22 protein-coding genes are annotated in these 22549 nt (G+C 68.3%); 11 read left to right on the forward strand and 11 right to left on the reverse strand.

What is annotated here, in order from left to right:
• Positions 1-85 precede the first annotated feature (85 nt).
• Complete coding sequence (locus EON91_RS09275) at positions 86-325, forward strand: hypothetical protein (protein ID WP_292093768.1); 240 nt, start codon at positions 86-88, stop codon at positions 323-325.
• 7 nt (positions 326-332) lie between these two features.
• On the opposite strand, the gene EON91_RS09280 is transcribed toward EON91_RS09275, so the two are convergent.
• The 3 genes from EON91_RS09280 to ftsY all read right to left on the reverse strand — a co-directional run bounded on the left by EON91_RS09280 (position 333) and on the right by ftsY (position 2649).
• Positions 333-932 carry a MarR family winged helix-turn-helix transcriptional regulator gene (locus EON91_RS09280; protein ID WP_292093881.1) on the reverse strand — a complete coding sequence of 200 codons (600 nt, stop codon included), beginning with the start codon at positions 930-932 and terminating at the stop codon, positions 333-335.
• Between the two features lie 123 nt (positions 933-1055).
• The gene (locus EON91_RS09285; protein WP_292093771.1) at positions 1056-1709 is read right to left on the reverse strand and encodes a septation protein IspZ; all 654 of its coding nucleotides are present in this window, start codon (positions 1707-1709) and stop codon (positions 1056-1058) included.
• A gap of 4 nt (positions 1710-1713) precedes the next feature.
• Entirely contained in the window at positions 1714-2649 is a 936-nt protein-coding gene (gene ftsY / locus EON91_RS09290) for a signal recognition particle-docking protein FtsY (RefSeq protein ID WP_292093774.1), read from the reverse strand.
• Between the two features lie 89 nt (positions 2650-2738).
• Here ftsY and EON91_RS09295 point away from each other — a divergent pair, with 89 nt between their 5' ends.
• Complete coding sequence (locus tag EON91_RS09295; protein WP_292093776.1) at positions 2739-2963, forward strand: alkylphosphonate utilization protein; 225 nt, start codon at positions 2739-2741, stop codon at positions 2961-2963.
• A gap of 47 nt (positions 2964-3010) precedes the next feature.
• On the opposite strand, the gene EON91_RS09300 is transcribed toward EON91_RS09295, so the two are convergent.
• Positions 3011-3895: an alpha/beta hydrolase gene (locus EON91_RS09300; protein WP_292093778.1), complete on the reverse strand. Its 885-nt coding sequence runs from the start codon at positions 3893-3895 to the stop codon at positions 3011-3013.
• Between the two features lie 62 nt (positions 3896-3957).
• A complete protein-coding gene (locus tag EON91_RS09305; RefSeq protein ID WP_292093780.1) occupies positions 3958-4479 on the reverse strand; it encodes an HAD family hydrolase in 522 nt (173 codons plus the stop codon).
• Positions 4480-4697: 218 nt separating this feature from the next.
• Between EON91_RS09305 and EON91_RS09310 the strand changes: the two genes are divergently transcribed.
• The 4 genes from EON91_RS09310 (at position 4698) to EON91_RS09325 (ending at position 8425) form a co-directional block, all read left to right on the forward strand.
• Positions 4698-5858: a DegT/DnrJ/EryC1/StrS aminotransferase family protein gene (locus tag EON91_RS09310; protein ID WP_292093782.1), complete on the forward strand. Its 1161-nt coding sequence runs from the start codon at positions 4698-4700 to the stop codon at positions 5856-5858.
• A 5-nt stretch (positions 5859-5863) separates the two neighbouring features.
• Entirely contained in the window at positions 5864-6790 is a 927-nt protein-coding gene (locus tag EON91_RS09315) for a Gfo/Idh/MocA family oxidoreductase (protein ID WP_292093785.1), read from the forward strand.
• A gap of 159 nt (positions 6791-6949) precedes the next feature.
• Positions 6950-7972: an alpha/beta hydrolase gene (locus EON91_RS09320; protein WP_292093788.1), complete on the forward strand. Its 1023-nt coding sequence runs from the start codon at positions 6950-6952 to the stop codon at positions 7970-7972.
• 87 nt (positions 7973-8059) lie between these two features.
• On the forward strand, positions 8060-8425 hold the full coding sequence (locus EON91_RS09325) for a hypothetical protein (protein ID WP_292093790.1): 366 nt from the start codon (positions 8060-8062) through the stop codon (positions 8423-8425).
• Here the strand turns inward: EON91_RS09325 and EON91_RS09330 are convergent.
• Both EON91_RS09330 and EON91_RS09335 read right to left on the reverse strand, forming a co-directional pair.
• Complete coding sequence (locus tag EON91_RS09330; RefSeq protein ID WP_292093793.1) at positions 8422-8877, reverse strand: MaoC family dehydratase; 456 nt, start codon at positions 8875-8877, stop codon at positions 8422-8424. The two genes, EON91_RS09325 and EON91_RS09330, sit on opposite strands and share 4 nt — an antisense overlap.
• A gap of 241 nt (positions 8878-9118) precedes the next feature.
• Positions 9119-10093 (reverse strand): threonine/serine dehydratase, encoded by a 975-nt coding sequence (locus EON91_RS09335; protein WP_292093794.1) that lies wholly within the window; start codon positions 10091-10093, stop codon positions 9119-9121.
• Between the two features lie 63 nt (positions 10094-10156).
• On the opposite strand from EON91_RS09335, the gene EON91_RS09340 reads away from it, so the two are divergent.
• The 3 genes from EON91_RS09340 to EON91_RS09350 are packed head-to-tail and all read left to right on the forward strand — an operon-like array spanning position 10157 to position 13040.
• Positions 10157-10465, forward strand: a complete 309-nt coding sequence (locus tag EON91_RS09340; protein WP_292093796.1) for a hypothetical protein — start codon at positions 10157-10159, stop codon at positions 10463-10465.
• On the forward strand, positions 10462-11970 hold the full coding sequence (glpK, locus tag EON91_RS09345; protein ID WP_366250249.1) for a glycerol kinase GlpK: 1509 nt from the start codon (positions 10462-10464) through the stop codon (positions 11968-11970). Before EON91_RS09340 ends, glpK begins: the two co-directional genes overlap by 4 nt.
• Positions 11967-13040: a phosphotransferase family protein gene (locus EON91_RS09350; RefSeq protein WP_292093805.1), complete on the forward strand. Its 1074-nt coding sequence runs from the start codon at positions 11967-11969 to the stop codon at positions 13038-13040. The genes glpK and EON91_RS09350 overlap by 4 nt, the downstream gene beginning before the upstream one ends.
• On the opposite strand, the gene EON91_RS09355 is transcribed toward EON91_RS09350, so the two are convergent.
• The 4 genes from EON91_RS09355 to EON91_RS09370 form a co-directional block, all read right to left on the reverse strand.
• A complete protein-coding gene (locus EON91_RS09355; protein WP_292093808.1) occupies positions 13037-13810 on the reverse strand; it encodes a thioredoxin family protein in 774 nt (257 codons plus the stop codon). The genes EON91_RS09350 and EON91_RS09355 overlap by 4 nt on opposite strands.
• A gap of 112 nt (positions 13811-13922) precedes the next feature.
• Entirely contained in the window at positions 13923-16142 is a 2220-nt protein-coding gene (locus tag EON91_RS09360; protein ID WP_292093817.1) for a prolyl oligopeptidase family serine peptidase, read from the reverse strand.
• Between the two features lie 29 nt (positions 16143-16171).
• A complete protein-coding gene (locus tag EON91_RS09365; protein ID WP_292093822.1) occupies positions 16172-18322 on the reverse strand; it encodes a prolyl oligopeptidase family serine peptidase in 2151 nt (716 codons plus the stop codon).
• 100 nt (positions 18323-18422) lie between these two features.
• Positions 18423-19226, reverse strand: coding sequence for a potassium channel family protein (locus tag EON91_RS09370; protein ID WP_292093830.1), 804 nt, complete (start codon positions 19224-19226; stop codon positions 18423-18425).
• A gap of 48 nt (positions 19227-19274) precedes the next feature.
• Here EON91_RS09370 and dapF point away from each other — a divergent pair, with 48 nt between their 5' ends.
• Positions 19275-20129: a diaminopimelate epimerase gene (dapF, locus tag EON91_RS09375; protein ID WP_292093851.1), complete on the forward strand. Its 855-nt coding sequence runs from the start codon at positions 19275-19277 to the stop codon at positions 20127-20129.
• A 125-nt stretch (positions 20130-20254) separates the two neighbouring features.
• Positions 20255-22534 carry an NADP-dependent malic enzyme gene (locus EON91_RS09380; RefSeq protein ID WP_292093868.1) on the forward strand — a complete coding sequence of 760 codons (2280 nt, stop codon included), beginning with the start codon at positions 20255-20257 and terminating at the stop codon, positions 22532-22534.
• The last annotated feature ends 15 nt before the right edge of the window (positions 22535-22549 follow it).

The raw sequence follows: 22549 nt of genomic DNA on the forward strand, positions 1-22549 counted from the left end.
CCTGCCGACGGCCGTATCCCGCCGGGGTCAATAAGGCCGAAGTCGCGTTAACCTTCTTTCGACGGTTTTGATTAACCCTGTCGGCATGAGCGCGATTCGTCCCGACCTGCCGATCCGTCCCTTCGCTGGCGCTGCTGCGTCACCGGGGCCGTCGGCGCTCGGGTCGCGCACCTCGGCCTTCTTCCGCGCCGCCATGGGCGAGGCTGCACCCGCCGCGGAAAAGCCGGCCGCGCCGCCTGAGCCCACGCCCGTCCGCGCGATCGACGCATCGCTGGCCGACCTGCGGATGCAACGTCCGGGCTCGCTTCTGGATATTCGGGTCTAGACCGACCTCAAGCCGCCGAATCGATCGGCGGCGGCGTGTCCTTCTTGGCCTTGCCGGCCTTCTTCGTCGCCTTCAGCGCCGCCTTTTCCGCCTTGCGGACCTCCTTGGCGGCCTTCCTGGCGGCGCGCGCCTCGGCCTTGGCCTGATCCGGCGCGGCGTCCGCGGCGGCGCCCAGTTCGCCCAGCAACGCGATGAACCCCTCGCGCTTGGCTTTCGGTAACAGGGCCATGATCCGCTTGTCCGCCGCTTCGACCCGGGGTCGTGCGGCCTCCAGCGCCGTCAGGCCGGCGGGCGACAGCCGCACCACCTTGGCCCGGGCGTCCAGCGCCGAGCGTTCACGCTCCAGCAGGCCCTTGCTCGTCATCCGCGCCACCAGATCCGCCAGTGTCGAACGATCAATGCCGGTGGCGCGAACCAGATCGGTCTGGGTCAGGCCCGCCCCGATGGAGGTCGCCTCCAGCACCGCATACTGGCGCTGGGTCACGCCATCCGTGCCCAGTTCCTCGGCATAGATGTCCAGCGCCAATTGCAGGCCCCGGTGCATCAGATGGCTGGGCGACTGCATCAGCGGCCCGGCGCGACGCGCCTGTTTTCCGGACTTCACCATGGCCGACCCCCGACGCGCGGCCATGGCGTCGGCCGCAACGACAGGGCTACCAGCAGCGCTTTACGGTTTGACGAAGGATTTGCCTGCGCTTTCACGACATTTCCTCCGCATTCGTGCGACGCTCTACAGGCCCGGATCGGGTGAAACGGGGCCGGGTTCGTCCGCCCCCGCTTCCGGCAGACGGTTCTTCAGGATCAGCGGCACCTGCGAAATGCCGAAGACGCAGGCGGCGATCCACAGCACGCCCCGGAAGCTGGTCCAGACGGCGTTGGGGTCGGGCGCGGCCCAGCCGAACCAGCCCCAGAGCGTCGTCACCGCCTCGGGGCTGCGGAACACCTCGTTCGCGCCCGCCACCACCAGGAAATACAGGCCATAGCGCAGCGTCAGGGTGCGCCACGCCGCGTCCGTCACCTTGATCGCGTCGCCCAGCAGATATTTGAACGGCGATTTGTTCAGCGGCAGCGAGCCCAGCAGGATGACCCCCAGCAGGCCGTTCTGGATCGTCAGCTTCAGCTTGATGAACAGGTCATCGCCCAGCACGATGGTCAGCACGCCGAAGATCAGGGCGAACACCCCGGTGATCAGCGGCAGCGGCGCGAACCGGCGCTCGACGATATAGCCGACCCCAAGGGCGATGGCCGAGGCGATGACCAGCACCCAGGTCGCCTTGATCATGTCGCGGGTGATGAAATAGGCGGCCATGAAGGCGGCCAGGGCGCCGAAGTCGACGGCCTGTCTGATCCACTGGCCGGATTTGGGCGCGGGGGCGTCCGTCATGTCTTCAGTCCTCAAGCCCGACCAGCAGCCGGGAGAATGCGCGCGCGTCGAACGGCTGCAGGTCCTCGATCCCCTCGCCGACGCCGATCAGCTTGATCGGTGCGTCCGACGCCTGGGCGACCGGCACCAGCACCCCGCCGCGCGCGGTGCCGTCCAGCTTGGTCATCACCACGCCCGAGACATAAGCCGTCCGGCCGAAAATCTGTTCCTGGGCCAGGGCGTTGCGCCCCACCGTGGCGTCCAGCACCAGCAGGGTTTCATGCGGCGCGTCCGCGTCGATCTTTTTCAGCACCCGGACGATCTTCAGCAGTTCGTCCATCAGGGCCGACTTGTTCTGCAACCGCCCCGCCGTATCGATCAGCACGACATCGTACCCCTCGGCCCGCGCCCGGGTGTAGGCGTCGAACGCCAGACCGGCCGGATCGGCCCCGTCGCGGCGACTTTCGAACGTCGCGCCCGCGCGGTCGGCCCAGACCTTCAGCTGCTCACGCGCGGCGGCGCGGAAGGTGTCGCAGGCGACGATCATCACCTTGGCGCCCTGCCCCGTCAGATCGGCGGCGATCTTGCCCAGGGTCGTCGTCTTGCCCGAGCCGTTGACCCCCACGAACAGGGTCACGAACGGGCGCGGCCCGTTCAGCGGCTCATAGCGCGCCTGATGGTTGATCAGCTCGGCCGCGACCGCCTCGGCCAGCGCCTCCTTGACCTCGCGCTCATCCGAGGTCTTGCCGAAGCGCAGCTCCCGGAACCGTTCGACGATGCGACCGGCGGCCGCAGGCCCCAGATCGCTCTCGATCAGATGTTCTTCCAGTTGCTCCAGCGCCTCTTCGCTGAGAGGCTCTTTCACAAAGGTCCCGACGACCTGATCGGTCATCTGCTTCGACGACCGGGACAGGCCATCGCTGAGGCGCTGGAACCAGCCCTTTTTCGGCGTATCGTTCATGCGGACCCGTTTAGCGGGCGCGAACCCCCGCGTCATCCGCAAACGCCGTCATCTGGACGCGGCGCCTTCCATGGCCTAGAGCGCGCCACATGACCGACACCCCCACCCGCGACTCCAACGGCGCCCTGCTCAGCGACGGCGACAGCGTCACCCTGATCAAGGACCTGAAGGTCAAGGGCTCGGGCGGCGTGACGATCAAGCGCGGCACCCTGGTCAAGAACATCCGCCTGACCGACGACCCCGCCGAAATCGACTGCAACACGAAAGAGGTCAAAGGCCTCGTGTTACGGACGGAGTTCGTCAAGAAGGCTTGAGGCTTGGGCCCCGGTCAGAAGGCTCCGCCTTCTCGACCCGACGCGGCCTAGGGCACCCCCGCCAGGAATTCGAAGATCGCGGCCTTGGCCTCAGCCTCGTCCAGCATGGGCGCGTGGCCGATGGCCGGGACCTCGACAAAGGCCATGTCGGGCGCCGCACGCCGCATCTTCTCGGCGATCGCGGGGCTCAGCAGGTCCGAGGTCCCGCCCCGCACCAGCAGGCTCGGCTTCTTCTTCGCCAGCCGCCGGAAATAAGGCCACAGGTTGGGAACCAGCGCCTTGGCCCCCGCCGCCCGGATCGGCACGGCGATGTCGGGGTCATAGTCCAGCACCGGCGCCCCCTCGGTCCCCTCGCGGAAGATACGGCGGGCGAACGCCTCCCAGTCGGCCTCGCCATAGTGGGGGAAGGCGACGGCGTTGATCCGCTTCGCATAGGCGACGGCGTCGGCCCAGGTCGCGATCTCGACCGGCTGGCCGGTATAGGCGGCGATCCGCGCCAGTCCTTCCTTCGCCACCTCGGGCCCGACGTCGTTCAGGATGGCGGCGGCGATGACCTTCGGCTTGATCGCGGTCAGCGCCATGGTGATCAACCCGCCCATGGAGGTGCCCATGAACACCGCCTTCTCGATCCCCGCCTGTTCCAGCAGGGCGACCACGTCGCGGGCATAGACATCAGGCGTATAGGTCATCGGATCGGGCGCCCGATCCGACCGGCCCCGCCCGCGCACATCGATGGCCAGCACGCGGCGCCCGCTCTGGGCGATCAGGCGGGCGATGGCGTCGAAATCGGCGCTGTTGCGAGTCAGGCCGTGGATCGCGATCACCGGCAGCCGCGCCGTCCCGTCTCCCGGCGCATAGTCGCGCGCGAACAGGCTCAGGCCGTCGGCCGTGGTCCAGCGGCGCTCGGCGAAACCGGCGGTAAGATCAGCCATGGGAAACACTCCAGAATTCCGACGGCGTCCGGGGGAGGGACGACCCGCCGCAGCACAATGGGTCAGCCGCCCAGAAGTTCTCTGACGAAATCGTCCAGGTCGCCGCCCTCGAACATGAATCCCGTCACGCCCGCCCGGCGTCCGGCCTCCAGGTCCGACGGCTTGTCGCCGATGATGAAGGATTTGGCCGGGTCGATCCCGTGTTCGGCGATCGCCTTCAGCAGCATGCCGGGGTTGGGCTTGCGGTCCGGATGATCGGGGTGGCGATACTGCTCGACCTGGGCCTCGGCATGGAAGGGACAGGCATAGACCGCGCCGATCCGTCCCCCGCCCGCCGCCAGCTTGCGCACCAGCATCCGGTTGAAGACATGCATCCGCTCTTCGGTGAACAGGCCGCGCGCCACGCCCGACTGATTGGTGACGATCACCGCCAGATAGCCGGCCTGATTCAGCCGTCGCACGGCCTCGGCCGCACCGGGAATCAGCACCAGATGCTCGTCCAGATGGGGATAGCCGCTGTCCTCGATCAGGACACCGTCCCGATCCAGAAACACCGCCGGCACGCCGTTCGACGCTGCGTTCACGCCCTTCCGCTCCTCATCCTTGCGAGCCGGAAGGGATAGGCCGCCACCGCCCCTCATTTCAACACCCCTTCGTCGCAGTGTCGTAGCAAAGCGCAACGCGAAGTGACGCCCGGTCGTTTGGAGGCAGGCCCCGCCCTTGCTAGGACGCGCCCGACACAGATGACCGGCAGACCCGCGCCGCGCCCCTTTCGCGCGCCTCGTTTCAGAGAGCCTTCCTCATGACCATCCCCTTCATCGACCTTCAGGCCCAGCGCCTTCGCCTCGACGGCAGGATCGAGGCCGCCGTTCAGGAGGCCGTGGTCGGCGGCGCCTGGGTCATGGGCCCGCAGGTCCGACAGTTCGAATCCGACCTGGCCGCCTTTGGCGCGGCGAAATACGCCCTGGGCTGCGCCAACGGCACCGACGCCCTGGCCCTGCCGCTGATGGCCTGGGGGATCGGACGCGGCGACGCGGTCTTCGTCCCCAGCTTCACCTTCGCCGCCACCGCCGAGATCGTGCCCTGGTTCGACGCCGAGCCGGTCTTCGTCGACGTCGAAGAACGCACCTACAACATGGACCCCGCCGCACTGGAACGCGCCATCGAGGGGATCAAGGCCGAGGGCCGGCTGACGCCGCGCGTGGTCATCGCCGTCGACCTGTTCGGCCAGCCCGCCGACTATCCGGCGATCAAGGCGATCTGCGACAAGCACGATCTGAAGCTGATCGCCGACTCGGCCCAGGGATTCGGCTGCACCGTGGGTGGCGAGCAACCGCTGAAATGGGCCGACATCACCACCACCAGCTTCTTCCCGGCCAAGCCGCTGGGCTGTTACGGCGATGGCGGCGCGGTGCTGACCAATGATGACGACCTGGCCCAGCTGATCGATTCCGTCCGCGTCCACGGCAAGGCGGTGGCCATCGATCTGAAGGACCGCACCTTCGATCACGACCCCAAATATCTGAACATGCGCATCGGCCTGAACAGCCGCCTGGACACCATCCAGGCCGCCGTCCTGATCGAGAAGCTGAAGGTGTTCGGCGAGGAGATCGAATGGCGCAACCGCATCGCCGCCCGCTACAACGACCTGCTGGCGCCGCACGTCGCCGCCGTGCCGCAGGTCCCGGCCGGAAACGTCTCCAACTGGGCCCAGTACACGATCGAGCATGACGACCGCGACGCCCTGGCCGCGCACCTGAAAGATCAGGGCGTGCCGACCGCCGTCTACTATCCGATCCCGCTGCACCTGCAGCCTGCGTATGAGATGTTTCCGCGCGGGGCCGGCGGCCTGCCGGTGACCGAGCGGCTGATGAACCGCGTCATCAGCCTGCCGATGCATGCCGATCTGGACGAGGCGACGCAGGACCGCATCATCGCCGCCGTCGCATCGTTCAAGGGCTGATCCGCATGACCACCGCTCCCCTCAAGATCGGCGTCGCCGGCGTCGGCGTCATGGGCCGCAACCACGCCCGAGTCCTGTCTGACATCCGCGACTTCGACCTGGCCGCCGTGTTCGACCCGGACCACGCGACCGCCGAGGGCGTCGCCGCCCTCTATGACGCCGCCCCCTTCGTCACGGCCGACGCCTTCGTCGACGCCGGGCTGGACGCCGCCGTGGTGGCCACGCCGAACCGTTTCCACGCCGATCTGTCGGTCGCCCTGCTGGAAAAGGGCGTCCACGTTCTGGTGGAAAAGCCCATCGCCGCCACCGTCGCCGACGCCCGGCGCATGATCGACGCGGCTCGCGCCAACGATCGCACCCTGATGGTCGGTCAGGTCGAGCGCTTCAATCCCGCGGTCGAGGCGGTCAAGCGCGCCATCCAGGGCGAGCACGTCATCTCCATCCAGATCACCCGCGTCGGTCCTTTCCCGCCGCGCATGGGCGACGTGGGGGTTGTCATCGATCTGGCCGTGCATGACATCGACATCATCCGTCACCTGACCGACAGCGAAATCGTCGAGATCCAGCCCCAGCTGGCCGCTACCCACGGCCAGCGCGAGGATACGGCCCTGCTCCAGTTCCGGCTGGAAAGCGGCGTCATCGCCCACATCACCACCAACTGGGTCACCCCCTACAAGACCCGCACCCTGCAGGTCGCGACCAAGGGCAAATTCGTGGTCGCCGACCTGATGACCCGTCAGGTCACCGAATATTTCGGTCAGCAGCCGGACGGCTCCTACTCCACGCGCGGCGTGATGAGCTGGCCCAACGAGCCGCTGAAGAAGGAGCTGGAGGCCTTCGCCCACGCCATCCGCACCGGCGAAACCCCCGCCGTCACCGGCGAGGACGGCCTGCGCAATCTGGAAGTCGCGCTGAGGTGTCTGGGGGAATAGTCGCCCCTCGGACGGGTGGCCCCGCCCTCTCCGCTCGCCCCCGTCGGACGCCGGGTGGGCGGGTTTGGGAAGATACAAGGCCGGTCGCCGTTGACCGCAAACTGATCGACCGGTCGCCGCGCTCTTGACGACAGCCTCGCCGAACGGCGTCCTGTCGGCATGACCCGTCCGCTCTCGATCCTCGCCGCCATCCTCTGTCTCGGTTGCGCGCCCGCGCCAGATACCCCTGTCGCACCGGTTGACCCGGCGCCGGTCGAGGCCGTTCGCCCGGCCGGCCCCCATACTGTCGGCGTAATGGAAGGGCCGCAGACGGCGGGCGGCCGCCTCTACTACCCCGCTCTGGACGGGGGCGAGGCCCGCGCCATCACCCTGACCGAGGCGCGCCGCGAGAAGCTGACCCAGCGTTTCGGGCCCGGCGTCGCGGAGGCGCTCGGCCGCGCCGTCACCGTCGCCCGCGTGAACGCCGCTCCCGCCCGGGGCCGCTTCCCGTTGGTGATCTTCGCCCCCGGCTCCAACATGGCCGCCGGCGACTACCGCCTGCTGATGGAGGATCTGGCCAGCCGGGGCTATGTCGTCCTGGCGCTGGACCCGAACGGCGCGCCCCCGGCGTCAGAGGCGCGTTATGGCGCGGCCGCCGACGAACTGATCGCCGCCCTGACCCGCATCAAGACCGATGCGCCGGCTCCGGTCGCGGCGATCATGGACACCGGACACGTCGCTCTCATCGGCCATTCGCTGGGCGGCGCGGCGGCCTTCATCGCCCTGCCCCGCGCGCCGGGCGCGGTCGCGATCAACCTCGACGGCGACGTGATGGCCGCGCCCGCCGTGCCGCCGGCGGCCTCGATCCTGTATCTGATCGGCCAGACCCCGCCCGAGAACGACCGTTCGCGCGCGCGCCGCGCCGGAACCTGGCGCGACCTGTCCGCCGGCGTCGCTGACGCCGTGGTCCTTCAGATCACCGATTTCCGCCATTTCGACTATGCAGACGCCGCCCTGCTGCAAGAAGGCGTGCCCGAGCCGATGCGTCAGGCCCGCTTCGGCCCTCTGGGCGGGCAAAAGGCTCACGCCCTGACCACCGACCTGATCGCCGCCTTCCTGGACAGCCGGCTGAAAGGCGACGGCGCTGCCTGGCCCGCCGCCCTGGCGCGTCACCCCGAAGCCGCCGCGCCAACCACCTGGTAGGCGCCCGTCATGTCGGCTCCTTCAGTCAGGACGCGCTTAATACGGACCATCGGTATATTCGCGGCGCTTGGACCGCTGGCGGGTGTCGTGGTCGTCTGGCTGATTCTGGCCGTTGCGTTTGCGATCATCGAAAGCATCGAGCCGAGCGCGTCGTCCGATCTCCTCGGGGGGCTAGGCGTCCTGCCGCTTTTTATCGTCCTGTCGCTTGGGGTTGGCTATGTGTATGGCCTCGTCCCGGCAGTCCTGACGGGTGCAATCTGCGCTTGGGCGGCCAATCATATCAGCAGCTTTACCGCTTGGTTGCTCGCGGCCGGCTTGGTCGGGTTCATCGTCACCGGTGGCGCAGCCTATCTCCTCAACCCGGTGCTCGTCTCGGCGAGCATTCTGGGGCTGGTAGGAGCCGCAGCGGCCGTTTTCTGCGCCTGGCTGGTGCGACGGACGCTTCGCGCCTAGCAGCCCACCATCTGCATCCCCAGCCATTCGGCGATCAGGGCGGGCTTTTCGGCGCCGTCGATCTCGACGGTCAGTTCGTGTTTCAGCAGCCAGCGGCCGCCACCCTTGTCCTCGGCCGACAGTAGTTTGAACCGCCCGCGCACCCGCGATCCCGCCGGGACCGGCGCCAGGAACCGCAGCTTGTCGAAGCCGTAGTTGACGCCCATCACCACCCCCTCCAGCGGGGCGACCGCGTCATAGCTCATGGCGGAGGCCAGGCTCAGCGTCAGGAAGCCGTGCACAATGGTCCCGCCGAACGGCGTGGCCCTGGCTCGTTCGGGATCGACGTGGATGAACTGCTCGTCCTCTGTGATCCGGGCGAAGGCGTCGATGCGGGCCTGGTCGATCGTGATCCAGCGGCTGACGCCGACTTCCTGCCCGATCAGGGATTGCAGATCGCTGGTCCTGGTCATGGTCTTCCCCTCTGGTTCCGGCGACCAACCTTGCCGTAACCGACCGCGCGCGCAAGCGTCGGCGCCGGGCAGCGATCATCGACCTCTCATGCGGTTTCGTGCGGCGGCGGGCGTTTGCGGGGCGATTCGGCCGTTCTGACCGCCGCGTCGGCGACCGCGCTATGATCGGCGCGGTCACGGGCTTGCCTGGCGATCCGGCCCAAATGTGCACTATGTCCACTATGTGCACTGTGTTTTTTCTTCAGCCCGGGAACCGGCCCTCGATGATCCGGGCGAACTGGCCCGGGTCGACATTGCCGCCCGACAGCACCAGCGCCGTGGTCTGATCCCTGGCCGCGATCTTGCCGGTCAGCAGGGCCGCCAGCGACACCGCCCCGCCCGGCTCGACCACCAGTTTCAGCTGGGCGAAGGCGAAGCGCATCGCCTCGGCCACCTCGGCGTCGCTGACCGTCACCGCCCCCGCCAGCCGCCGGTTGATCGGCCAGGTCAGCACCCCCGGCATCGGCGCCATCAGCGCGTCGCAGATCGACGGCGTCCCCTGCGGATGGCCGACCCGCTCACCCGCCTCCAGCGAGCGGCGGGTGTCGTCGAACGCCTCGGGCTCGACCACGATCACCCGCGTGTCGGGGCTCTGCTCGGCCATCACCAGATTGATCCCGGCGATCAGCCCCCCGCCCGAGGCGCCGCACAGCAGCTGGTCGATCTCGATCCCGGCCTGCTCCAGAATCTCCAGCCCGACCGTGCCCTGGCCCTCGATGATGAAGGGGTCGTCGAACGGCGGGACCAGCACCGATCCCCGCTCGGCCGCGATGGCGGCGCCGATGGCCTCGCGGCTCTCGGTCCAGCGGTCGTACAGCCGCACCTCGCCGCCGAACGCGCGGACCCCCGCCACCTTCACCGCCGGGCTGTCGCTGGGCATGACGATCAGCGCCCGGGCGCCCACCGCCTTGGCCGCCGCCGCCACGCCCTGGGCGTGATTGCCCGACGAATAGGCCACGACCCCGCGCGCCTTCTCGTCCTCGCCCAACCGGCTGATGCGGTTATAGGCCCCGCGGAACTTGAACGCCCCCGCCACCTGAACCGTCTCGACCTTCAGCAACACCCGCCCGCCCACGGCCTCGTCCAGCGCCGGATGCTCGATCAGCGGCGTGCGGACGGCGGCGGGAGCGATCTGGCGGGCGGCGTCGACGACGCCTGCGAAGGACGGGGTGTGCATGCGATGCAAATACCCCCATCAGCCCGCTTGTCGAGACGGCGCGGCCCACGCAGGATCGAAGGTATGGACCCCTACTCGATCATAGACGCGCCGCTGGACCATCGAGCCGCCCTGAGCGGCTGGACGGTGACGAAGGAGTGGGCCGACGCGCCGGCCAGGTTCTTCTACATCGGGGGGCGACCGCCCTGGGAGTGCTTCCAGGTTTCGATCGATGTCCCGGAAGCCGGAACCGTCGCGATCACCGCCCGCTCGGTAGACACGAATGACGATGCTGAGTTTGAGCAAACCTGGCGTGGACAGATCGTCGATCTCGACGACCTCTTGACCCTGGCCGTATCCGAGATCGAGAAATGGAAGGCGCGCGCCTCGTGACTCGTCTCATCCTCGCCATCGACCAGGGCACGACCTCGACCCGGGCCATCGCCTTCGAGGTGACTCCCCAGGGCGCCTTCTCCGCCGTCGCCGTCAGCCAGATCGAGCTGGCGCAGCACTTCCCCCGCTCCGGCTGGGTCGAGCATGACGCCGTCGAGATATGGCGCGCCACGCTCCAGACCTGTCGCGAGGTGATCCGTAAGGCCGGCGGCGTCGAGCGCTTCGCCGCCATCGGCATCACCAACCAGCGCGAGACGTCGGTGATCTGGGACGCCGCCACCGGCGAGCCGCTGCACCGCGCCATCGTCTGGCAGGACCGCCGCACCGCCGACGTCACCGCCCGTTTGGCGAGCCAGGGGCATGAGCCGATGGTTCAGACGGCGACCGGCCTGATCCTCGATCCCTATTTCTCGGCCTCCAAGTACGCCTGGCTGCTGGACGTCGTGCCCGGCGCGCGGTACCGGGCCGCCCGGCGCGAGGTGCTGCTGGGCACCATCGAATCCTGGCTGATCTGGAAGCTGACGGGCGGCCGGAACCATGTCACCGACGCCACCAACGCCAGCCGAACCAGCCTGATGGACCTGTCGACACGGGCGTGGCGGCCGGACCTGTGCGACCTGTTCCATGTGCCGATCCAGGCCCTGCCCGACATTCGCGACTGCGCCGATCATCTGGGCGACTGCGATCCCGCCCTGTTCGGCCGCGCCCTGGCCATCCACGGCGCGGCGGGCGATCAGCAGGCGGCCCTGGTCGGCCACGGCGCCCTGTCGGCCGGCGACGCCAAGATCACCTACGGCACCGGCGCCTTTCTGGTCGCCAACGTCGGCGGCCGCCCCGTCGCCTCGACCAGTCGCCTGCTGGGCACGCTGGGCTATGCTGCCGACGGTCAGGTCGCCTATGCGCTGGAAGGCTCCATCTTCTCGGCCGGCTCGGCGATCCAGTGGCTGCGCGACGGGCTGAAGGTGATCTCCGATTCCCGTCAGTCCGAGGCCATGGCCCAGACCCTCAGCGACAACGGCGGCGTCTATCTGGTTCCCGGCTTCACCGGTCTGGGCGCGCCGTGGTGGGAACCGGACGCGCGCGGCACGGTCATCGGCCTGACGCGCGACAGCGGCCCCGCCCACATGGTGCGCGCCGCGCTGGAAAGTCTGGCCTACCAGACCCGCGACCTGCTGGACGCGCTGAGCAAGGACGGCGCGCCGCCCTTGAAACGCCTCAAGGTCGACGGCGGGGTCACCGCCAACGCCTTCGCCATGCAGTTCGTCGCCGACATCTGCGAGGTCGAGGTCGAACGTCCCGCCTTCCAGGAGATGACCGCCCTGGGCGCCGCGCGCCTGGCCGCCTTCGGCTGTGGCCTGACCGACGCCCTGTGGACCGCCCCGGCCGAGGAGCCAGCCGTCTGGCGCCCGCGCATGGGCGCCGACGAACGCGCCCGGCTGCTGCGGGGCTGGCGCGGCGCGGTGAAGGCCGCCATCATCGCCGCCTCGCCGGATGAGGACGCATGACCGACCCTATCGAAGACGCCCAGCAGGCCTTTTCGGGCACGCGCGAGGTCGATCCGCGTCACCAGCTGGACGAGGCCGCGCTGGATCGCTGGCTGGCCGACCACATCGACGGCTACGCCGGTCCCCTGACCATTCGCCAGTTCAAGGGCGGCCAGTCGAACCCGACCTATGAGCTGACTACGCCGGGCCGGACCTATGTCCTGCGGCGCAAGCCGCCCGGGACCCTGCTGGCCAGCGCCCACGCCGTGGATCGCGAGTTCACCGTCATCTCGGCCCTGCATGCTCAGGGGTTCCCGGTCGCCCGCCCCTATGTCCTGTGCACGGACGACGCCGTCATCGGCTCCATGTTCTATGTCATGGACAAGGTCGAGGGTCGGGTCTTCTGGGATCTGAAACTGCCGGGGCTGCAGCCGGCCGAGCGGCGCGCCATCTATGACGCCCAGGTCGATACGCTGGCGGACCTGCACGCCTTTGACCCCGCCGCCATCGGCCTGTCCGACTATGGCAAGCCGGGCGCCTATTTCGCCCGTCAGGTCGGGCGGTGGACCAAACAGTATCGCGCGTCGGAGATCGACCCGATCCCGGCGATGGACCGGCTGATCGCCTTCCTGCCCGACAGCCTGCCGCCCGAGGGGCCGGCCCGCGTGGTCCACGGCGACTTCCGGCTGGACAATCTGATCCTGGACCCGACCCAGGCGAAAGTCCGCGCCGTGCTGGACTGGGAGCTGTCGACCCTGGGCGATCCCATGGCCGACTTCTCCTATCTGCTGATCGGTTGGGTCATTCCGGCGACCCTGCGCAACGGTCTGGGCGGCGCGGATATCGCGGCTCTGGGCATTCCCTCAATCGAGGAGACGGTCGAGCGTTACGCCGCCCGCACCGGCCTGCGCCCCGCCGACCTCGACTGGCTGTTCGCCTATAACCTGTTCCGGCTGGCCGCCATCTGTCAGGGCATCGCCGGGCGGGTCCGCGACGGCACCGCCGCCAGCGCCCACGCCCGCTCCATGGCGGCGCAGGTCGCGCCCCTGTCGGACGCGGCGTGGAGCTTTGCGAGGAAGGCGGGCGCCTAGGGAGTCTGGTCTTCGGGCTGGGCCAGCGTCGCCGCGTTCAGGATCCGGCGGTCGAGCTTCGACTGGATCATGACCACGATCCCGTCGGCCGGCTCGCGCGCCTGTGGCAGGGCCAGCAACAGCGGGCGTCCGGTCCAGTCGCCCAGCGTCTTGATGTCGCGCACGACGTTGACGTGACGCACCGCCTGACCGCGATTGTCGCCACTGCCGACTGTCACCGTCTGTGGGCCCCGCTGATAGGTCACCATCACCACCTCCGCGCCGCCGCGCGGCGGGCGGCCCGAGCCGATTCCAACGCGGTCGCCGCTCTCGCGGAACTCGATCTCGGGCGGCCAGCCCCGGCGTGAGGTTTCCTCGGCGATGACGACCTCCAGCTCGGGCGCGCGGGCGCCGGTCAGCTGGCGATGGCCATCCACGATCACCTGCGGGGTCGAGACAGCGCGCAGCTTCAGCGCCTGACGATAGGCCCGCTGGCGCGCCGTGAACTCGGGCCGGGCGAAGGTGTCCTGCCAGCCCAGATAATCCCAATAGTCGACCGGATAGGTCAGGGCGATTACGCCCGTCTCGGCCGCCACCGTCTCGACCATGGCGTTGGCTTCGGGGCAACCGGAACAGCCCTGGGCGGTGAACAGCTCAACCACCACCGGCTCGGCCGGCGGCGGAGCGCGCCGCACATGGCGCGCGGCCGACGTCTCGGCGCCCGCCGATGCACCCAGCGCCAGCAGGCCGATGAAAGCCGACGCGGACAGGATCCAGCCCCTTGTGCTCATGGCCTCCATCCTAACGTCCGCGTCCGCCCGCGCCGCTCATAATTACGTGAAGCCGAACACGGATAGCGGAGGCTCAGGCAGCACAAGCTGCGGCAGGCCCGCGCACACCCTCTCAATCCATCAACTGCTGGGCCAGATAAACATAGTGCCGCGCCCAGCGCCGCGCGTTGGCCACCGGATCGGCGTCGTTGGAATGGCCGCCCGCCGTTTCCTCGTAATACAGGTGATCGTGGCCCTGATCGGCCAGGCGCGCTGCGAATTTGCGGGCGTGGCCGGGGTGAACGCGGTCGTCGCGGGTGTTGGTGGTGATGTAGGCGCGCGGATAGTCCGCATCCGGACGAAGCTGCTGATAGGCCGAATAGCGGGCGATGAAGGCCGCCTCTTGCGGGATGCGCGGGTCGCCGTACTCGCCGATCCACGAGGCGCCGGCGGGCAGGTCCTGATAGCGCAGCATGTCGATCAGCGGGCTTTCGATCACCGCCGCGTTGAACAGTTCCGGATGCTGGGTGATCGACACCGAGGTCAGCACCCCGCCGTTCGACCGGCCATAGATGCCCAGACGGCGCGGGCTGGTGATGCCGCGCGTCTGCAGGTTGCGCGCCACCGCCGCGAAATCGTCAAAGGCCAGCTGGCGGTTCTCTTTCAGCACGGCCTGGTGCCACGCCGGGCCGAACTCGCCGCCGCCGCGGATGTTCGCCTGAACGAAGACGCCGCCGTTCTCCAGCCACAGCTTGCCCATCTCGGGCTTATAGGCAGGCGGGAAGCTGACCTGGAAGCCGCCGTAACCGAACAGGATGGTCGGCGCCGATCCGTCCATCGTCAGGTCCTTCGGGCGGGTCACGAAATAGGGGATCTTCGTTCCGTCGGACGACGTCGCCTCATACTGTTCTACCACATGGGTCGAGGCGTCGAACTTGGCCGGCGCGGCCTTGAGCGGCGTCAGCGCGGCCGAGGTCGTCGAGGCCAAGTTGAGGGTCGGCGGGGTCAGGAACCCCTGGGTCGAGACGAAGACCTCGCCCCGCGACTTGGAAGAGTCGCCCAGCAGCACCGCGCTGTTGTCCGGCACGGCCACCGGCGCGGCGGTCCAGCCGCCGTCGGCGCGGGCGAAGCGGGCCAGCTTTCCGACCACATTGTCGGCGATCACGGCGACCAGGCTGTCATCCAGCACCGCCACCTCCTGCACCGATTGGCGGGCGGTGGGGGCGAAGACCTCCAGCGCCGCGCGGCTATACAGGATGTCCAGCCGCACCGGCCCCAGTACGCCCAGCGGCACGGCCATCAGCGCGCCGCCTGCATAGGTTTCGCCGTCGAAGCTCCAGGCCTCGTCCAGGCTGAACACCAGCCGCCCGCCGGTCGCGCCGTGCAGAGTGACGCGCTCGGGCAGGTTCAGCTTTTGCGGCTTGCCGTCGGCGCCCAGCAGCCAGGTCTCGGAGCGGAAGGTGTCCAGTGGACGGCTGAACAGAACCGCCTCGATCGCGCCGGCCTTGTCGCGGAACACCATCGGCGAGACGCCATAGCCGCCGTCGCCCTGTTCTCCTCGATAGACCTCGGTCGCCTGGGCCAGGGTCCGGCCGCGCTTCAGCGTCTTGACGATGAAGGGATAGCCGCTCTCGGTCAGGGTGTTCGGGCCGAAATCGGTGGCGACCAGCAGGGTGTCGCGGTCCAGCCATTCGATCCGGTGCTTGCCTTCCGGCAGGACGAAACCGTTCTCGACGAACCGCTTCGCCACGGTGTCGAACTCTCGCACCACCACCGCGTCCTTGCCGCCGTCCGACAGCGAGATCAGACAGCGGGTCTCGTCCGGCGCCAGACAGTCCGCGCCCTTCCAGACCCAGTCCTTGCCCTCGGCCTTCGACAGGGCGTCGACGTCGATCAGCGTCTCCCATTGCGGGCTCGTCGCGCGGAAGCCGTCCAGCGTCGTGCGCCGCCAGACGCCCTTGGGATTGGCCGCGTCCTGCCAGAAATTGCCGACGCCCTCGCCCAGGAAGGACGGGCTGGGGATGCGATCGGTCGCCGTCAGGATCGCCTCGGCCTGCGCCCGGAACGGCTCATAGCGCCGGTCCCCGGTCAGGGCTGAAAGCGCCTTACGGTTCGATTCGGTGACGAAGGCCATGGCCTCGGCGCCGTCCACCTGTTCCAGCGCCAGATGATCGTCGGCGGCCGCCACGCCCGCCGGCGACAGGTCGGTCGGCAGGTGCGGCGGGGGCGACGACGGCAACGGGCGGGGCACGTCAGCGACGTTCAGGGCGGGAACCTCCATCGGGGCCCCCGTCGAGGCGCAGGCGCCCAGCAGCAAGGCTGGAACGGCGACGGTGAGAAACAGGCGCTTCATTCGTTTTACTCTGCAGGGATTGAGAGGGCCTATTCCGCCGCCGGCTGATCCATCAGCCGGCGGGTCAGATAGGTATACTCCAGCGCCAGCCGCCGGGCGGTCTCGCGCAGGTTGGCGCCCGCCGCGTGGCCGCCGTCGGTGTTTTCATAGAACAGCACCGGATAGCCCAGCTCCTCCAGCCGCGCCGCAGCCTTGCGGGCGTGGCCGGGGTGGACGCGGTCGTCCTTGGTCGAGGTGTGGATAAAGACCTCAGGGTAAGGTTGGTCGGCCCTCAGCAGCTGATAGGGGGAATACTGCTCGATCCAGGCGCGCTGTTCGGGGATGTCCGGATCGCCGTATTCGCCGATCCAGCTGGCCCCGGCCAGCAGCTTGTGGAAGCGCAGCATGTCGAACAGCGGCACCTGGATGACCGCCGCGTTGATCAGGTCAGGCCGCTGGGTCAGCATCGCGCCCATGAACAGCCCGCCTTGCGAGCCGCCCATGATCCCCAAATGCGGCTGGCTGGTGATCCCGCGCGTGGTCAGGTCCTGGGCCACGGCCTGGAAGTCCTCGTGCGCGCGCTGGCGGTTCTGCTGCAGCGCCGCCTGGTGCCATTTCGGCCCGAACTCGCCGCCGCCGCGCGTATTGGCGATCACATAGACGCCGCCCCGCTCCAGCCACAGCTTGCCGACCGTCGCCGAATAGCCGGGCAGCAGCGAATTCTGGAATCCGCCATAGCCGTACAGCAGCGTCGGGTTCGAGCCGTCGGTCGCCCAGCCGTCCTTGTGGACCACGAAATAGGGGATCATCGTCCCGTCGGCGCTGCGGGCCTCGAACTGATCAACCGTCATGCCGGTCGCGTCGAATTTGGCGGGCAGGGCCTTCACCTGCTCGACCGCGCCCGTGCCCGCGTCGGCCAGCCACAGGCTGGACGGGTTCAGATAGCCGGCGACAGTGACGAACACCTTGTCGTCCCGCTCCGACGCCGAGCCGAGGCCGACCGTGATGTTCTGCGGCAGGTCCAGCCGCCGGCGCGACCAGTCGCCGGGCTCATAGACATAGACCGAGCCGCGCACGTTCTCGGTCATGGCCACGACCAGCGAATTGCGCGTGGCGGTGATGCCTTCGATGGCCTCGCGCGCGCCGGGCTGGATGACGCGCCGCGCCATGGTCTTTTCGTCCGCCAGCCAGGCGGCCAGGTCCCACGAAATGACGTCCCCGGTCTGGAAGTCCTGGCCCGACGGCGCGGTCCAGTCCTGATTGACAGTGACGACCAGCTGCCCCTTCACCAGGGCGTTGATATCGCTCTTGGCCGGCAGGGCCAGGCGGCGCACGCCGTTCGCCTCGACCAGATAGATTTCGTTCTCGTAGAAGCTGACGCCGCGATAGATCAGCGTCGCCTTCACCACGCCGTCGGCGTCGCGCAGAACCAGCGGCTGGACCGAGACGTCGGTCGGCTGGCCGCGATACAGCTCCTGCGCCTGATCCAGGCTCTGGCCGCGCGTCAGCCGCTTGACCACCATCGGATAGCCCGAGCTGGTCAGCGTGCCCTCGCCGAAATCGCGGGCGATCAGCAGGGTGTCGCGATCGATCCAGGCCGCCGAACCCTTGGATTCCGGCAGGGCGAAGCCGCCCTCGACGAAGCGCTTCTCGACCGCGTCGAACTCGCGCACCGTCACGGCGTCCTTGCCTCCGTCCGACAGGGAGATCAGGCAGTAACGCTCTTCCGGCGGCAGGCAGGACACGCCCTTGTAGACCCAATTGGCGTTCTCGGCCGCGGCCAGGGCGTCGAAGTCCAGCACCGTCTCCCAGGTCGGTTCAGCGGTGCGATAGCTGTCCAGCGTCGTCCGCCGCCAGACGCCGCGCACATGCTGGGCGTCCTGCCAGAAGTTGCCGATCGAGCCGTCGTGGTTGAAACCGGGCGAGGGGATGCGGTCGCGCGACTGGACGATCTCCAGCGCCTGCTGGTGCAGGGTCTCATAGCGCGGGTCGCCTTGCAGCGTGCCCAGCGAGGTCTGGTTGTGGGCCTTGACCCAGTCCATGGCGCGCTCGCCCTCGACCTCTTCCAGCCACAGATAGGGATCGGCGGCGTCAGCGGTCGGTGCGGCGGAAGTGGCGGGGGCGGATGTCTGGGCCATGGCGGCGGGAACGGCTCCGGCGGCGAGAAGAAGGGCGGCGAGGGACGCCGGCGGGCGGATCATGGAAAGCTCCCCGAGATTTGGAGGGCACCTTAGCGACGGCCGGGCGCCCGGCAAGGCGCGATGACCTTACAAGCCTGTCATGTTTGGTCGCAGGGCGGGCTCAATGCCCCTCGTCGGGAATGCACAGCACCTGGCCGCAGGCCTTGCAGTGGACGGCGTCGGGATCATGCTTCTGCAGGCCGCAGGTCGGACAGGGGAAACGCACCTTGTGCGGCCGGATCAGGGTCTGGGCCAGACGGATGAACAGGGTGATGCCCACCAGCATGACGACGATGGAGATCACCCGCCCCCAGTTGCCCGGCAGGGTGATGTCTCCGAATCCTGTCGTCGTCAGGGTCGCCACGGTGAAATACAGCGCGTCCAGATAGCCGTGGATGTGATCCGCCTTGCCCCGGAAGTAGGCGTAGACGAAGCCGGTGGTCACGAAGACGAAGGTGATCAGGGCGGCCAGCGCACGGGTGATCTCTTCCACCCGCGTGTCATCGAACCGCCTACCGATGGTGCGCCAGAACAGGTCGCTGTTCAGCAGGCTCCAGAAGCGCAACAGCCGCAGGAAGCCCAGGTTCGCCAGCCAGGCCGGGAACAGCAGGGTCGCCAGCACGAACAGGTCGATCCACACGATCGGCCGCTTCAGCCAGTCCCTGATGTCCGAATAGGCATAGGCCCGCGCGGCCAGATCCAGCGCCAGCACCGCCGCGATCACATAATCCAGCACATAGAAGGCCCAGCCCGCTTCCTTCAGGATCGGCGCGGCCAGGAAGAAGCCGATGATGGCCAGGTCGATGACGATCACCGCCAGCCGGAATTTCACCGCCGCCGGCTGGCCCCCGTGATACAGATAACGCAGCCGGGCCCGGAGCCTCAGCCCCTCATGCGCGGGTGTTTCGGTCGGAGTGGTGGCCATCACCGCCAGCGATACATGAACCGCGAAAAAATCCTATATGAAGCGGCCATGAGCCTTTCGACCCGCCCCTATGTCCGCATGAATGGCGCCGGCAACGACTTCGTCGTCGTCCAGGCGTTCGAGCAGCCGTTCCGGCCTGAAGAAGCACAGGTGCGCGCGATCTGCGACCGGGGCGCGACCACTGGCGGTTGCGACCAGCTGATCGCCATGGAGCCGTCGGAGAGCGCCGACGCCTTCATGCGGGTGTGGAACACCGACGGATCGATGGTGGAAACCTGCGGCAACGCCCTGCGCTGCGTCGGTTGGCTGCTGATGCAGGCGACCGGCAAGGACGAGGTGCTGATCGACACCCTGGGCGGCTCTACGGTCGCGCGACGCGCCGGAGACCACCGCGTAACTGTCGATATGGGCGCGCCGCGTCTGGACTGGACCCAGGTGCCGCTGGCCGAAGAGATGGACACGCGCGGAATCGAGCTGCAGGTCGGCCCCATCGACGCCCCGCTGCTGCATACGCCGGGCGCGGTCTCCATGGGCAATCCGCACGTCGTCTTCTTCACCGACCGCCAGGACGACGCCTTCGTGCGTGGCTCCGGCTCGCTGGTTGAACATCACCCGCTGTTTCCCGAGGGGGTCAACGTCGGTTTCGCCAAGGTGCTGGCTCGCGACCACATCCGCCTGCGGGTGTGGGAACGCGGGGCGGGCCTGACACGGGCCTGCGGCACCGGCGCCTGCGCCGCTCTGGTCGCCACGGCGCGACGCGGCCTGACGGACCGCAAGGCGACCGTCATCGTCGACGGCGGCGAACTGGTCATCGACTGGGATGAGGCGTCGGGCCATGTCTTCATGACCGGCCCGGTCGAGGTGGAACGCACAGGAACCCTCCCTGCGAGTCTGGCCGCTTGACCTGGCGCTGACCGGTCACGACGACCGCCGTATGAGCGCGCGTATCGCGACCTGATGGGGTCTCAACGGTTGTGACGGCGGCGCGCGGGTTCTAGGAACATCTGGCCGCCATACCTGAGAGACCCATGCCCGACCTGACCGACAAACAGACCTTCTCCGACGAGGACGCGCTGGAATTCCACAGCACGCCGACGCCGGGCAAGATCTCCATGGCGCCGACCAAGCCCATGGCCACCCAGCGCGACCTGTCGCTGGCCTATTCGCCGGGCGTGGCCATTCCCGTGCTGGCCATCGCCGAGGATCCGGACAAGGCCTACGACTATACGTCCAAGGGCAATCTGGTCGCCGTGATCTCGAACGGCACCGCCATCCTGGGCCTGGGCAACCTGGGCCATATGGCGTCCAAGCCGGTGATGGAAGGCAAGTCCGTCCTGTTCAAACGCTTTGCCGACGTCGACAGCTTCGACGTCGAGGTGAAGACCACCGACCCGGACGAGTTCGTCACCGTGGTCAAGAATATCGGCGACACCTGGGGCGGCATCAATCTGGAGGACATCAAGTCCCCCGAATGTTTCGAGATCGAGGCCCAGCTTCAGGACCTGCTGGACATCCCCGTCTTCCATGACGACCAGCACGGCACGGCCATCATCTCGACCGCCGGCCTGATCAACGCCTGTTACGTCGCCGGCAAGAAGCTGGACGAGGTCAAGGTCGTGCTGTCGGGCGCCGGCGCGGCGGGCCTGTCGTCCATCGCCCTGATGAAGGCGGCGGGCGTGCGGCCTGAGAACACCGTCATCTGCGACCGCCAGGGCGTCATCTACAAGGGCCGGGACAACGTCTCGCAGTGGCAGGCGGCCCACGCCACCGACACCCCCCTGCGCACCCTGGCCGAGGCCATGGTCGGCGCCGACGTGGTGCTGGGTTTGTCCGCCAAGGGCGCGATCAGCAAGGAAATGGTCGCCTCCATGGCGCCCAATCCGATCATCTTCGCCATGGCCAACCCGGATCCGGAAATCACACCGGAAGACGTCAAGTCAGTCCGTTCCGACGCCATCATCGCCACGGGCCGCTCGGACTATGTGAATCAGGTCAACAACGTCCTAGGGTTCCCCTACATCTTCCGCGGCGCGCTGGACGTGCGCGCGCGGCAGGTGAACCACGAGATGAAAGTCGCCTGCGCCCATGCGCTGGCCGCCCTGGCGCGCGAGGACGTGCCGGACGAGGTCGCCGCCGCCTATCGCGGGCGCAAGCTGAAATTCGGCCCTGATTACATCATTCCGACGCCATTCGACCCACGCCTGATCTGGTACATCCCGCCCTTCGTCGCCCAGGCGGCGATGGACACGGGCGTGGCGCGCAAGCCGATCCCGGACATGGACGCTTACCGCGCCGCCCTGCGCTCGCGCGTCGATCCGTCCGCCGCCCTGATGCAGAAGATCTCCTCGGCCGTGCGATCGGGGCCGAAACAGCGGGTCGTCTTCGCCGAGGGCGAGGAGACTGCGGTCATCCGCGCCGCCTGGGCCTTCAAACAGGGCGAACTGGGCACTCCCATCCTGGTCGGCCGCGAGGACCTGATCCGTCAGAACGCCGCCGAGGCCGGCCTGAATTTCGACGAGTTGGGCATCGAGGTGATGAACGCCCGCGTGTCCGAGCGGAACGCCGAATACACCGACTGGCTTTACCAGCGCCTGCAACGCCGGGGCTATCTGCGCCGTGACGTGCAGCGGATGATCAATCAGGATCGCAACTATTTCGGCGCCGCCATGGTCGCGCGCGGCGAGGCGGACTGCATGGTCACCGGCGTCACTCGCAACTTCAACATGGCCCTGAAAGAGGTCCGCCGCGTCCTGGACGTGCAGGACCGGATGATCGGCCTGTCGATCGTGCTGGCCAAGGGCCGCACCCTCTTCGTGGCTGATACCTCGATCCACGAACTGCCCAACGCTGCCGAACTGGCCGAGATCGCCATCAAGGCCGCCACCACGGTCAAGAAGCTGGGCCGCAAGCCGCGCGTCGCCTTCCTGTCCTATTCCACCTTCGGCGATCCGCCGGGCGACCGGGGCGAAAAGGTGCGCGAGGCCATCCGCATCCTCGACACCATGGACCTGGACTTCGAATATGAGGGCGAAATGCCGCCCGAACTGGCGTTGAACCCCGAAGCGCGCAGCAACTATCCGTTCATGCGCCTGAGCGGCGACGCCAATGTGCTGGTCATGCCAGCGATCCATTCGGCCGCCATCTCGACCCGGCTGATCCAGTCGCTGGGCGGCGGCACGGTGATCGGCCCGCTGCTGGTCGGCCTGGAGAAGTCGGTCCAGATTGTCCCGCTGGGCGCCTCGGTCAGCGAAATCATCACCGCCGCCACCTTCGCCGCCTACGCCGAGGGCGCGCCGGTTGAGGACTGACCGGCGCTCTCAAAT

The sequence above is a fragment of the Brevundimonas sp. genome, from assembly GCF_004210735.1.
Lineage (GTDB): Bacteria > Pseudomonadota > Alphaproteobacteria > Caulobacterales > Caulobacteraceae > Brevundimonas.